Source organism: Pseudorhodoferax soli (assembly GCF_003337555.1).
GTDB lineage: Bacteria > Pseudomonadota > Gammaproteobacteria > Burkholderiales > Burkholderiaceae_C > Pseudorhodoferax > Pseudorhodoferax soli.
This window is the reverse complement of record NZ_QPJK01000004.1, coordinates 633362-646208: the sequence shown is the minus strand read 5'-3', so window position 1 is coordinate 646208 and position 12847 is coordinate 633362. Positions and strand designations below refer to the sequence as shown.

The window sequence follows — 12847 nt, the reverse complement described above, 5'->3', positions numbered from 1 at the left end:
TCAGGCCGCGAGCGCGGCCGCGATGTCCTCGCCCAGGCTCTCGGGCTTGTCGGTCGGCGCGTAGCGCTTGCGCACCTCGCCGTCCTTGCCGACCAGGAACTTGGTGAAGTTCCACTTGATGGCCTTGGTGCCCAGCAGGCCCGGCGCCTCGCGCGTGAGCCACTGGTACAGCGGATGCGCGTCGTCGCCGTTGACGTCGATCTTGCCCATCATCTGGAAGCTCACGCCGTAGTTCTTCTGGCAGAACGCGCCAATCTCGTCGTTGCTGCCCGGGTCCTGCCGGCCGAACTGGTTGCACGGAAAGCCCAGCACCACCAGGCCCTGGCCGCCGTAGGTCTTGTGCAGCTGCTCGAGCCCCGCGAACTGCGGCGTGAAGCCGCAGGCGCTGGCGGTGTTGACGATGAGCAGCGGCCGGCCCTTGAACTGCGCCAGCGCGATGGGCCGGCCAGCGATGTCCAGGGCTTCGAAGTCGTAGACGGTGGCCATGGTTGGTGCCTCAGTGCGTGTGGTCGTTGCGGGCGATCTCGAGCAGGTGCTCGACTTCGTCGGTGTGTACGCGGCAGTTGTGCTGGTGCCAGCGCTGGATCACGAACATGAAGCCTGCCACCACCACGCCGAAGGCCGTGATGGCCGCGAACGCCGACAGGCCCAGACCCGTCGACAGGCTGTAGAACGCGCCCAGGCCCAGGATGCAGGCCTGCTCGTTGAAGTTCTGCACCGCAATCGAGCGGCCGGCACCCATGAGGTTGTGGCCGCGGTGCTGCAGTAGTGCGTTCATGGGCACGACGAGGAAGCCACCCAGCCCGCCCAGCAGGATCAGGAAGGGCGCGGCCACCCACACGCTGTCGATGAAGTTCATGCCGATCACAAGCAGGCCCATGGCGATGCCCAGCGGCATCACACGCGTGGCCATGTCCAGCTTCATGCGCAGGGAGGCGATCACCGCGCCGACCGCCGTGCCGATGGCCACCACGCCCACGAGCGAGGAGGCCTGGGTCGTGCTGTAGCCCAGCGCGGCCGCGGCCCAGGCCAGCACGATGTAGCGCAGGTTCCCGGAGACACCCCAGAACAAAGTGGTGGTGGACAGCGAGATCTGGCCGAGCCGGTCGTTCCACAAGCGCGAGTTGCAGCGCCAGAAATCGGGCAGCAGCGCCAGCGTGTTCTTGGGCATGGGCCGCATCGGCACGCCGGTGTCGGGGATGCGCGTGTTGATCCAGGCCGCGATGGCGTAGATGACCACCAACACCGCGATGGCGCCTTCGGCCGGCGTGTCGATGCCGGTGTCCACGAAGGGCAGGTCGATCGACAGCAGGCGGTCGGAAATGGCATGGCCGACCAGTTGGCCGCCCAGCAGCACGCCGAGGATGATGGAGCCGATGGTCAGCCCCTCGATCCAGCCATTGGCCTTGACCAGTTGGGACGGCGGCAGCAGTTCGGTCAGGATGCCGTACTTGGCCGGCGAGTAAGCCGCCGCGCCCAGGCCCACGATGGCGTAGGCCATCAGCGGATGGCTGCCGAACAGCATCATGAGGCAGCCGATCACCTTGATCGCATTGCTCACGAACATCACCTTGCCCTTGGGCAGGGCGTCGGCGAACGCACCCACGAACGGCGCCAGGATCACATAGAACAGCGCGAACATCGGCACCAGGGCGGCGCGTTGCCAGTCGGGCGCACCGCCGGCGCGCAGCAACTCGATCGCGGCAATGAAGATCGCGTTGTCGGCCAGCGACGAAAAGAACTGGGCCGACATGATGGTGAAAAAACCGCGCTTCATCGCATGTCGTGGGGGCGATCAGTTGAGCTGATGCAAAGTGATAAGAGCTTGTCTGTTCAATTGGCCGGCGGTTATATCACGGGGCCAATGCGAGAATTCTTCAAGTCCTTGCCACCGTTGCGCGGTTGCACGCCGCAGCGCTTCCTGCCATGCCACGTCCCATCCAAGCCACGATCCACCATGCTGCACTGCGCCATAACCTGCAGCGTGCGCGCCGCGCGGCCGGCGACGCCAAGGTCTGGGCCGTGGTCAAGGCCAACGCCTATGGCCACGGCATCGAGCGTGTGTTCGAGGCCTTGCGCGGGGCCGATGGCTTCGCGCTGCTGGACCTGGCCGAGGCCGAGCGCGTGCGGGCGCTCGGCTGGCGCGGCCCCATCCTGCTGCTCGAAGGCGTGTTCGAGCCGCGCGACCTGGAACTGTGCTCGCGCCTGTCGCTGTGGCATGCCGTGCACTGCGAGGCGCAGATCGACTGGCTGGCCGCGCACAAGACCCAGCAGGGCCACCGCGTGTTCCTCAAGCTCAACTCGGGCATGAACCGCCTGGGCTTTGCGCCGGCCAGCTTCCGCACCGCCTGGATGCGGCTGGATTCGCTGCCCCAGGTCGAAGAGATCTCGCTGATGACGCACTTCAGCGATGCCGATGGCAGCAAGGGCATCGCCGCGCAGATGGCCGCCTTCGACGAGGCCACGCGCGACCTGCCCGGCGAGCGCAGCGTGGCCAACAGCGCGGCCACCCTGCGCCATGCCGAGAGCCCCGGTGTGCGTGGCGACTGGGTGCGCCCGGGCATCGCCGTCTACGGCGGCGCGCCCGACCACCCGGGCTTCAACGCCGCGCACTGGGAGCTGCAGCCCGCCATGACGCTGGCCTCCAGGGTCATCGGCCTGCAGGACCTGCTGCCCGGCGACAGCGTGGGCTATGGCTCCAGCTTCGTGGCCGACACACCCATGCGCATCGGCGTCGTGGCCTGCGGCTACGCCGACGGCTACCCGCGCCACTGCGGCACCGGCACGCCGGTGCTGGTGGACGGTGTGCGCACGCGCCTGGTCGGCCGCGTCAGCATGGACATGGTGACCGTGGACCTCACGCCCGTGCCGCAGGCCACGCTGGGCAGCGCGGTCACGCTGTGGGGCCAGGCCGGCAACGGCACCGTGCTGCCGATCGACGAGGTCGCCCACGCGGCCGGCACCGTGGGCTACGAGCTCATGTGCGCACTGGCACCGCGCGTGCCGGTGGTCGTCGCCACCGACTGAACCCCCGTCAGGCCGCCAGCGCCAGGCTGGGCGGATTGGCTTTCACGCGTTCGTACAGATCCTGCGCGGCCAGCGACAGGCTGCGCTCGCGCCGGCGCACCAGGTAGATGCGGCGCTTGAGCCCGCTCCAGGCCAGCGGCCGCGTCACCAGCCCCGGCTGCGCGAAGTGGAACAGCGTCAGCGCCGGCATCATGCTCACGCCCAGGCCGGCGCGCACCATGCCCATCGCGGTGGCGAGCTGGTCCACCTCCATGAGCGTCTGCATCTGCAGCGGGTGCAGCGCCGCGTCCAGGTACTGACGCACGCTGGAGCTGCGCGCCATGTGCACGAAGGGGTAGGCGGCCACGTCGCGCGGGCGGATGTCGCGCAGCCGCGCCAGGGGGTGGTCGGCCGGGCACACCAGGTGGAAGTCGTCGCTGCAGAAGGGCTCGGCACGCAGCTCCTGCGTGTCGGCGCGCACGGCGGCCAGCGCGAAATCGGCCTGCCCCTGGCGCACCAGTTCCACGCAGGGCTCGGACAGCACATCGGCCACGGTGATCTCCACGCCCGGGTGGGCGGCGCGGTAGTCGCGCAGGATGCCCGGCAACCAGCCTGCGGCCAACGAGGGCAGCAGCGCGATCGATACGCGCCCGCGCCGCAGCGCCAGCTGGTCCGACACCCCCGCCAGCGCCGCGTCGAACTCGGCCAGCACGCGCCGCGCCGACGCCTCGAACTCCAGCCCTTCGGGCGTGGGCGCCACGTGGCGGGTGCTACGGTCGAACAGGCGCAAGCCCACGGCCGCCTCGAGCTGGCCGATCAGTGCGCTGAAGGCCGGCTGCGACAGATGGCATTGCGCCGCCGCCCGCGTGAAGCTGCGCTGCTCGGCCAGCGCCACGAAGGCCTGCAGCTGGCGCACGGAGACGTTGGATCGGGCCGGCTGATTCATTTGAGTCGCAGATGAATTGATCCGAACTTTCGAATTCACAGATGAAGGGCCGGACTCTACATTGCGCCCGGGAACAGACAAGGAGACACGTGGACCACAACATCCTGCGCATCGGCTGCGCGGCCGGCTTCTCGGGCGACCGCACCGACGCGGCTGCGCCCGTGGTGCAGGCCCTCATCGCGGCCGGCGGCCCCGCGTTCCTGATCTTCGAGACCCTGGCGGAGCGCACGCTGGCGCTGGCCCAGCTGGCACGCCGCGCCGACCCCGAGGCCGGCTACGAGCCGCTGCTGCCCGACCTGCTGCGCCCCGTGCTGGCGGATTGCCTCGCCCACGGCGTGCGCATCGTCAGCAACTTCGGCGCGGCCAACCCCGAAAGCGCCGCGCGCCGCATCCATGCGCTGGCGCGCGAACTGGGCCTGCCGGCCCCGCGCATCGCCATCGTGGAGGGCGACGACGTCTCGGGCGCCGCCCACCGCCCGCTGCTGCAAGCCGCGCTGGGCCCGGTGCTGGACGGCCTGGACCTGGTCTCGGCCAACGCCTACCAGGGCGCCGAGGCCATTGCCGATGCACTGCTGGCCGGCGCCGAGATCGTGGTCTGCGGCCGCGTGGCCGACCCCTCGCTGGCGGTGGGCCCGGCGCTCGCCCACTTCGGCTGGGCGCGCGACGACTGGACGCGCCTGGCGCGCGCCACCATGGCCGGCCACCTGCTCGAATGCGGCACCCAGGTCTCGGGCGGCTACTACGCTGACCCGGGCTACAAGGACGTGCCCGGCATGGCCACGCTGGGCTACCCCATCGCCGAGATCGACGCCGACGGCCACTGCACCATCACCAAGCCGGCCGGCACCGGCGGGCGCATCGATGCGCACACCGTCAAGGAGCAACTGCTCTACGAGGTGCACGACCCGGCCGCCTACCTCACGCCCGACGTGGTGGCCGACATCACCGAGGCCGAGGTCGCCGAACTGGGCCCCGACCGCGTGCGCCTCACCGGCGTGCGCGGCCACGCCCGGCCGGCCACGCTCAAGGTCAACGTCTGCCACGCCACGGGCTGGCTGGCCGAGGGCGAGATCTCGTACGCCGGCGCACGCGCCGAGGGCCGGGCCCGGCTCGCCGCGCAAGTCCTGCGCGAACGCCTGGCTGGCCTGGGCACGCTGCGCGCCGACCTGATCGGCGTGGCCAGCGTGTTCGCCGACGACGGCGGCCAATGGCTGAGCCAGTTGCCCGACGGCGGCGCCCAGGACGTGCGCCTGCGCGTGGCCATGAACCACCGCGACCGCGCCAGTGCCGAGCGCCTGGCGCGCGAGGTCACCGCGCTGTACTGCTGCGGCCCCGCTGGCGGCGGCGGCGTGCGCACCGGACTGCGCCAGCGCCTGGGCACGGTCTCGTGCGTGCTGCCGCGCGCGCAGGCGCCCACTTCGTTCCGCTTCATCGAAAGCGCTGCATGAGCGCTGCGCCGGGCCGCCCCAAGCAAGCTCGCACCGTAGGCCGACAGGCCGGAGGTCCTTCATTGCACGACGTCACCGTCCCCCTCTACCGCGCCGCCCACGGCCGCACCGGCGACAAGGGCAACCGTTCCAACATCAGCGTGATCGCCTGGCACCCGGAGCTGTGGCCGCTGCTGCTGGCGCAGGTGACCGAAGCGGCCGTCGCCGCCCGGTTCGCGCACCGCCAACCGACCCGCGTCACGCGCCATGTGCTGCCGCGCCTGCAGGCCATGAACTTCGTGCTCGACGAGGTGCTGGACGGCGGCGTCAACGACGCGCTGAACCTGGACAGCCACGGCAAGGCGCTGTCCTTCCTGCTGCTGGAGCTGCCCATCCAGGTCCCGGCGGCGCTGCTGCCGCTGCTGGCCGGCCCGCCCCTCGAACAACCCGACTGACCCACCCATCCCCTTGGAGACAACACCGATGCAAGAACAATCCCGCCCCCGCCCCCGCCGCACCTGGCTCGCCGCCGCTCTGGCGCTGAGCGCCGGCAGCCTGCTGCCGCAGCTGGCCGCTGCCCAGGCCTTCCCGGCCAAGCCGATCACCTTCGTCGTGCCGTTCGCGGCGGGCAGCGCGACCGACCAGATCGCCCGCGCACTGGGCCAGTCCGTCACCGACCAGACCAAGCAGCCCGTGGTCGTGGACAACAAGGGCGGCGCCAGCGGCCAGATCGCCGCCAGCCAGGTGGCGCGTGCGCCGGCCGACGGCTACACCGTTCTGATCACCACCAACACCACGCACGCGGCCAACGAGCACCTCTACAAGAAGCTCAGCTACGACCCGGTGAAGGACTTCGCGCCCATCACGGGCCTGGGCAAGGGCGGCCAGGTGATGGTGGTGCGGCCCGACGCGCCGTACAAGAACGTCATGGACCTCGTGGCCGCGGCCAAGAAGACGCCCGGCAAGCTCAGCTTCGGCAGCGGCAGCTCCTCCAGCCGCATGGCCGGCGAGATGTTCAAGCAGCTCTCGGGCACCGACATCCTGCACGTGCCCTACAAGAGCAACCCGAACGCGATCACCGACCTCATGGGCGGGCAGATCGACTTCATGATCACCGACACCTCCACCGGCGTGCCGCAGGTCAAGGGCGGCAAGCTCAAGGCGCTGGGCATCTCCACCGTCGAGCGCAACCCGCTGCTGCCCGAGGTGCCCACGATCGCCGAGGCCGGCGTCAAGGGCTACGACATGGGCTACTGGTTCGCCGCCTACGCGCCGGCCGGCACGCCGCCCGCGGTGGTCGCCAAGCTGCAGGAACTGCTGGCCGCCGCCACCAAGAGCGCCGCGGCCAAGAGCTTCTTCGAAGGCAGCGGCTCGGTGGCCTGGAGCACCAGCCCAGACGAACTCGCCAGGTTCCAGGCGGCCGAGACGGCCAAGTGGGGCAAGGTGATCAAGGCGGCGGGCATCGAGCCCGAGTAAGCCACGAGGCCGGCAGCACCGGCCCGCTGCGGGACACAAGAACCATCACCGTCCCGCTTCCGTCAGCAAGAGCGAATGCACGGCTGCGCAGTGCAGGGCGCAGCCATGCCCGGACCACACAGAGGAGACAACGATGCGAATTCAATGCACGCGCGGCCTGGTCGGCTGCGCCACCCTGGCCGTCCTGAGCGCCTGCGGCGGCTCCGGCGACGACGCAGGCACCCCGGTCGCCACGCCCAAGGGCTGCGACGCCGCGGCCCTGGCCACGGTGCAGCTCAGCGGCGCCACCGTCACGGGTGCCACGCCGGTCGCGGCCGGCAGCTACACGCCGCCCGGCAGCCGCACCGCCATCGCCGACCTGCCGGCGTTCTGCCGCATCACCGGCCAGGCCATGCCGACCGGCGATTCGCGCATCGACTTCGAGGCCTGGGTGCCCGCGGGCACGGCCTGGAACGGCAAGATGGTGGTCACGGGCAACGGCGGCTACAGCCCCGCCCTCAGCACCAACGACATGGCCTATGCCATGCGCCAGGGCTATGCGGTGGTGGGCGGCGACACCGGCCACCAGTCCACCGACCCGAACGAGATGTTCTGGGGCGTCGGCCATCCCGAGAAGATCGCCGACTGGGGCTCGCGCTCCATCCACGCCATCACCGCACCGTCCCGCGCGCTGATCGCGGGCCTGGCGGCCAAGGAGCCGACCCGCGCCTACTACTACGGCTGCTCCACGGGCGGCCACCAGGGCTACGCCGAGATGCAGCGCTACCCGGACGATTTCGACGGCGTGATCGCCGGTGCGCCCGGCAACAACCGCACGCGCTTGAACGTGGAGTTCCTGCACCGCTACCTGTCCAACCGGGCCACCGGCACCAGCGGCCCGGTGATCCTCACCGCGGCCAAGGCCAGCCTGATCACGCAGCGCGCCGTCGCCGCCTGCGATGCGCTGGACGGCGTCACCGACGGCGTGATGGAGAACCCGCTGGCCTGCACGGCCGACAGGTTCGATGTGGCCAGCCTGCAATGCACGGGCGCCGATGCCGCCGACTGCCTGACCGCCGAACAGGTGGCCGCGGCGCAGAAGATCTATGCCGGCCCGAAGAACGCACGCACCGGCGAGCAGATCTACCCCGGCCTGCCGGTCGGCAGCGAAGCCGGCTGGTCCGGCTACTGGGGCGGCGCCGAGCCCGTGCGCGCCGATTACTGGCGGCTGTGGGTCTTCGACAACCCGCAGTGGAACTGGTGGACCTTCGACTACGACCGCGACATCGCCTACGCCGACGCCAAGGTCGGCCCGCTGGTGGACCAGACCAGCGCCAACCTGGCGGCCTTCAAGGCGTCCGGCGGCAAGGCCATCGTCTTCCAGGGCTGGCAGGACGCCGTGGTCAACCCGGTCGACACCATCGCCTATGCCGAGCGCGTGAAGGCGGCCCAGGGCTCGCAGGCCGCGCTCGACAGCTTCTACCGCCTGTTCCTGGTGCCGGGCATGGGCCACTGCGGTGGCGGCAGCGGCGCCACCACCTTCGGCAACAGCGGCGGCCAGGCGCCCAACGCCAGTGCGTCCAACGACCTGCTGATGGCACTGGACCGCTGGGTGGAGCAGGGCGTCGCGCCCGACAGCATCGTGGCTTCACGCTTGGCCAGCGGCGCCGTGGTGCGCACGCGCCCGCTGTGCGCCTGGCCCAAGACCGCCGTCTACCAAGGCAGCGGCAGCACCGACGACGCTGCCAGCTTCCGCTGCCAGTGAAGCATTGACACCAGGAGACCTCCCATGAAGACCATCACCACCACCACGGCCCTGCTGGCCACCGTGCTGCTCGCCGCTTGCGGCGGCAGCGACGGCGACGACGCCCCCGCACCGGCCAGCACGCCGCAACTCAAGCTCAGCGTGACCGCGACCGAGGACTTTCCCGGCAGCTACGGCAGCGTGGGCGCCTACGAGAAGCTGACCGGCAGCATCAGCGGCGAGGTCGACCCCAAGGACCCGAAGAACGCCGTGATCCAGGACCTTGCGCTGGCACCCGTGAATGCGCGCGGCATGGTCGATTACAGCGCCGAGTTCGTGTTGCTCAAGCCCAAGGACATGACCAAGGCCGGCGGCGTGCTGCGCTACGACGCGCCCAACCGCGGCAACATCCTCACGATGCTGAACCCCGCGGCCACGCCCAGCGACGCCGTGTACCTGGAGCGCGGCTACGTGCTGCTGTACTCGGCCTGGCAGGGCGATGTGCCCAAGAGCAACGCGGCGCGACTGACGGCCACGGTGCCGGTGGCCAAGAACCCCGATGGCAGCAGCATCACCGGCACCTACCGTGCCGAGCTGGTGCCCACGGCCGCCACGCCCGCCATGGCGCTGCCCGGCGGCGTGTTCAACGGCAGCATGATCCCGTACGCCCCGGCCAGCCTGGACAACACCCTGCCCGGCCACTCGCTCACGCGCCGCGCCAACGAGACCGATGCGCGCCAGCTGATTCCCGCCAGCGACTGGAAGTTCGCCGACTGCAGCGCGGCCAACGCCTTCCCCGGCACGGCGGACGGCAGCAAGGTCTGCCTGAAGGGCGGCTTCGATCCCAAGTACCTGTACGAGCTGGTCTATGTCGCCAAGGACCCCAAGGTCATGGGCGTGGGCCTGGCCGCGCTGCGCGACACGGTGAGCTTCTTCCGCAAGGCCGCGGCCGACAGCGTCGGCACGGCCAACCCGCTGGCCGGCCGCATCACGCACGCGATCGGCCAGGGCACCTCGCAGTCGGGCAACGCGATGAAGACCTTCCTGCACCTGGGCTTCAACCAGGCGCTGGACGGCGGCAAGGTCTTCGACGGCATGTACGCCCACGTGGCCGCGCGCCAGACCAACATCAACACGCGCTTCGCCGTGCCGGGCGGCGGTGGCGGCCTGCGCACCGACCACACGGCCTTCGGGCAGACGGCGCCGCGCGGCCTGGCGGCCGACTACGTGGACGACGTGAGCGGGCGCCAGGGCGGCGTGATGAAGCGCTGCGCTGCCACCTCCACCTGCCCCAAGTTCTTCCTCGGCCTGTCGGGCACGGAGTTCTGGCAGCTGCAGGGTTCGCCCGTGCTGACCGACGCGTTCGGCCTGCGTGATCTGGCACAGCCCGACAACGCGCGCATCTACTACTACGCCAGCACCCAGCACGGCGGCAACGGCGGCACGGCCAGCATCGGCTACGCGCCCACGCGCAACGTCTACCCGGCCGGCACCGTGGTGCACTTCACCGACACCTTCCGCGCGCTCTTCGTCGCGCTGGAGGACTGGGTGGTGCGCGGCACCGAGCCGCCGGCCAGCCAGGTGCCCCGTCTTGCGGATGGCACGCTGGCGCGGCCGGACCAGCTGGTGTTCCCCACGATGAAGGGCCTGACGTGGCCGGTGTCCAACGTGGCCACCGTCATCCCGGACTTCAACTACCTGGCGCGCTACAACGGCTTCCCGCTGTTCGACTTCGGCCCGCAGTACATCGCGCAGGACGAGTCGGGCATCGCCACGCTGCTGCCGCCCTACTACACGGGCCGCGACTACGCGATCCTGGTGCCGCAGGTGGACCCCACCACGGGCCTGACCCGCGCCGGCATCAAGAGCGTGGAAGCGCGTGCGCCGCTGGGCACCAGCATCGAGTTCAACTACGTGGCCACGCCGGGCATCGTCGACCTGTCGAACCTCACGGGCAGCTTCATTCCGTTCCACACGACGGAAGCGGCGCGCATGGCCGCGGGCGACACGCGGCCGTCGCTGGAATCCCTGTACGGCACGCAGGCCGGCTATGTGGCGGCGGTCACGGCGGCGGCCAGCCAGCTGGTGGGCGAGCGCTTGCTGTTGCAGCGCGACGCAGACCTGCGCATCCAGCAGGCCGCCAGCGCCAACGTGTTGCCCTGAGACCGCACGCACCGCCTGCGCGCAGGCCATGCACCATGCCGGCACCGCGGCAGTGCTGGCCTGCGCCAATCTGGACCATTTGGTCAGATTGTTTTTGGGAAATGCAAGTACGCCATTGATTTGAAAAGACTTTCATGACTGGCACAGCGCCTGCTAGGTGTTCCTGGCGAACAGGCGCTGCGCGGTGGTGCGGTGCCTGAGCTCCTCTTCCTACCGAGCAAGGCAATCCATGAAAGTCGGCGTCTTCATCCCCATCGGCAACAACGGCTGGCTGCTGTCGGAGAACGCTCCGCAGTACCAGCCCAGCTTCGCGCTCAACAAGCAGATCACGCTCTCGGCCGAGCGCTACGGCATGGACTTCGCGCTGTCCATGATCAAGCTGCGCGGCTTCGGCGGCAAGACCGAGTTCTGGGACCACAACCTGGAGTCGTTCACGCTGATGGCCGGCCTGGCCGCCGTGACCAGCAAGATCAAGCTGTTCGCGACCGCGGCTTCGCTCGTGATGCCGCCGGCCATCGTGGCGCGCATGGCCTCCACCATCGATTCGATCTCGAACGGCCGCTTCGGGCTGAACCTGGTCACGGGCTGGCAGCGGCCCGAATACGCGCAGATGGGCATGTGGCCGGGCGACCAGTTCTTCGGCACGCGCTACCAGTACCTGTCCGAATACATCCAGGTGCTGCGCGACCTGTGGGGCACGGGCCAGTCCGATTTCAAGGGCGAGCATTTCAAGATGGACGACTGCCGGCTCAGCCCGCGTCCGCAGGCCGACATGAAGGTCATCTGCGCTGGCCAGAGCGATGCCGGCATGGCGTTCTCGGCCCAGTACGCCGACTACAACTTCTGCTTCGGCAAGGGCGTGAACACGCCCACCGCGTTCAAGCCCGCGGCCGACAAGCTGATCGAGGCCACGGCCAAGACCGGCCGCACGGTCACCACCTACGTGCTCATGATGGTCATCGCCGCTGAGACCGACGAGGCCGCCCGCGCCAAGTGGGAGCACTACAAGGCCGGCGCCGACCAGGAGGCCATCCGCTGGCTGGGCGAGCAGGGCGCGGCCGACACCAAATCCGGCGCCGACACCAACGTGCGCCAGATGGCCGACCCGACTTCGGCCGTCAACATCAACATGGGCACGCTGGTGGGCTCCTTCGCCAGCGTGGCCCGCATGCTCGACGAGGTGGCCACGGTGCCCGGCACCGAGGGCGTGCTGCTGACCTTCGACGACTTCGTGCAGGGCGTGCACGATTTCGGCGAACACATCCAGCCGCTCATGGCCAGCCGCGCCGGGGTGGAGAGCCCCGTGCCCACGCGCGTTCCCTCGCATGCACCGCTGCAGGAGGCCGCGTGAAAACCAACCAGACCCTGACCTCGACCACGCCCGTCGGCATCCCCGCGCCGGCCGGCGCACCACCGGCCCTGGTGCTGCCCGCACGGCCCGAGCCGCTGCTGCTGCAGCCGTCCAACACCGCGCTGGTCGTGGTCGACATGCAGAACGCCTACGCTTCGCTGGGCGGCTACGTGGACTCCGCAGGCTTCGACATCTCTGGCGCGCAGGGCACCATCGCCAGCATCGGCCGTTGCATCGCCGCGGCCCGCAAGGCCGGCGTGCTGGTGGTGTTCCTGCAGAACGGCTGGGACGCGCAGTACGTCGAGGCCGGCGGCCCCGGCTCGCCCAACTACTACAAGTCCAACGCGCTCAAGACCATGCGCGCCAGGCCCGAGCTGGCCGGCAAGTTCCTCGCCAAGGGCGGCTGGGACTACGAGCTCGTGGACGCATTGCAGCCCGCGCCGGGCGACATCGTCGTGCCCAAGACGCGCTACAGCGGCTTCTTCAACAGCACGCTCGACAGCACGCTGCGCGCGCGCGGGATCCGCAACCTGGCGTTCACGGGCATCGCCACCAACGTCTGCGTGGAGTCCACGCTGCGCGACGCCTTCCACCTCGAGTACTTCGCGGTGCTGCTGGAAGACGCCACGCACCAGCTGGGCGCGCCCGAGATCCAGCAGGGCGTGGTCTACAACGTGCAGACCTTCTTCGGCTGGGTGGCGGGCGTCGATGCCTTCTGCGCCACGCTGGCCGGTTGATTTCCCTTTTTCTTCACA

The 12847-nt window shown here is 69.9% G+C and carries 11 protein-coding genes; 8 read left to right on the top strand and 3 right to left on the bottom strand.

Annotated elements, in window-relative coordinates; translation table 11 throughout:
• Together DES41_RS17775 and lplT are read right to left on the bottom strand one after the other, a co-directional pair.
• Complete coding sequence (locus tag DES41_RS17775) at positions 1-486, bottom strand: glutathione peroxidase (protein WP_114468961.1); 486 nt, start codon at positions 484-486, stop codon at positions 1-3.
• 10 nt (positions 487-496) lie between these two features.
• On the bottom strand, positions 497-1777 hold the full coding sequence (gene lplT, locus DES41_RS17770; protein WP_114468960.1) for a lysophospholipid transporter LplT: 1281 nt from the start codon (positions 1775-1777) through the stop codon (positions 497-499).
• A gap of 149 nt (positions 1778-1926) precedes the next feature.
• On the opposite strand from lplT, the gene alr reads away from it, so the two are divergent.
• A complete protein-coding gene (gene alr / locus DES41_RS17765) occupies positions 1927-3027 on the top strand; it encodes an alanine racemase (RefSeq protein ID WP_114468959.1) in 1101 nt (366 codons plus the stop codon).
• Between the two features lie 7 nt (positions 3028-3034).
• Here the strand turns inward: alr and DES41_RS17760 are convergent, their stop codons facing one another.
• Positions 3035-3952, bottom strand: a complete 918-nt coding sequence (locus tag DES41_RS17760) for a LysR family transcriptional regulator (protein WP_114468958.1) — start codon at positions 3950-3952, stop codon at positions 3035-3037.
• Positions 3953-4041: 89 nt separating this feature from the next.
• Between DES41_RS17760 and DES41_RS17755 the strand changes: the two genes are divergently transcribed.
• The 7 genes from DES41_RS17755 to rutB all read left to right on the top strand — a co-directional run bounded on the left by DES41_RS17755 (position 4042) and on the right by rutB (position 12829).
• Entirely contained in the window at positions 4042-5400 is a 1359-nt protein-coding gene (locus tag DES41_RS17755; protein ID WP_245965753.1) for an acyclic terpene utilization AtuA family protein, read from the top strand.
• Between the two features lie 62 nt (positions 5401-5462).
• Positions 5463-5834: an AtuA-related protein gene (locus DES41_RS17750; protein ID WP_114468956.1), complete on the top strand. Its 372-nt coding sequence runs from the start codon at positions 5463-5465 to the stop codon at positions 5832-5834.
• 28 nt (positions 5835-5862) lie between these two features.
• Positions 5863-6855, top strand: coding sequence for a Bug family tripartite tricarboxylate transporter substrate binding protein (locus DES41_RS17745; RefSeq protein WP_114468955.1), 993 nt, complete (start codon positions 5863-5865; stop codon positions 6853-6855).
• Between the two features lie 133 nt (positions 6856-6988).
• The gene (locus DES41_RS17740; RefSeq protein ID WP_114468954.1) at positions 6989-8599 is read left to right on the top strand and encodes a tannase/feruloyl esterase family alpha/beta hydrolase; all 1611 of its coding nucleotides are present in this window, start codon (positions 6989-6991) and stop codon (positions 8597-8599) included.
• 24 nt (positions 8600-8623) lie between these two features.
• Positions 8624-10741: an alpha/beta hydrolase domain-containing protein gene (locus DES41_RS17735; protein ID WP_114468953.1), complete on the top strand. Its 2118-nt coding sequence runs from the start codon at positions 8624-8626 to the stop codon at positions 10739-10741.
• Between the two features lie 229 nt (positions 10742-10970).
• Positions 10971-12092 (top strand): pyrimidine utilization protein A, encoded by a 1122-nt coding sequence (gene rutA / locus DES41_RS17730; RefSeq protein WP_114468952.1) that lies wholly within the window; start codon positions 10971-10973, stop codon positions 12090-12092.
• Entirely contained in the window at positions 12089-12829 is a 741-nt protein-coding gene (gene rutB, locus DES41_RS17725) for a pyrimidine utilization protein B (protein WP_281277211.1), read from the top strand. The genes rutA and rutB overlap by 4 nt, the downstream gene beginning before the upstream one ends.
• Positions 12830-12847: the final 18 nt, after the last annotated feature.

What these genes read in the sequence shown, in the direction of transcription:
- DES41_RS17735 (WP_114468953.1), top strand. Translation starts at nt 8,624, where the DNA reads ATGAAGACCATCACCACCACCACGGCCCTGCTGGCCACCGTGCTGCTC.
- DES41_RS17740 (WP_114468954.1), top strand. Translation starts at nt 6,989, where the DNA reads ATGCGAATTCAATGCACGCGCGGCCTGGTCGGCTGCGCCACCCTGGCC.
- lplT (WP_114468960.1), bottom strand. Translation starts at nt 1,777, where the DNA reads ATGAAGCGCGGTTTTTTCACCATCATGTCGGCCCAGTTCTTTTCGTCG.
- alr (WP_114468959.1), top strand. Translation starts at nt 1,927, where the DNA reads ATGCCACGTCCCATCCAAGCCACGATCCACCATGCTGCACTGCGCCAT.
- rutA (WP_114468952.1), top strand. Translation starts at nt 10,971, where the DNA reads ATGAAAGTCGGCGTCTTCATCCCCATCGGCAACAACGGCTGGCTGCTG.
- DES41_RS17775 (WP_114468961.1), bottom strand. Translation starts at nt 486, where the DNA reads ATGGCCACCGTCTACGACTTCGAAGCCCTGGACATCGCTGGCCGGCCC.
- DES41_RS17745 (WP_114468955.1), top strand. Translation starts at nt 5,863, where the DNA reads ATGCAAGAACAATCCCGCCCCCGCCCCCGCCGCACCTGGCTCGCCGCC.
- DES41_RS17760 (WP_114468958.1), bottom strand. Translation starts at nt 3,952, where the DNA reads ATGAATCAGCCGGCCCGATCCAACGTCTCCGTGCGCCAGCTGCAGGCC.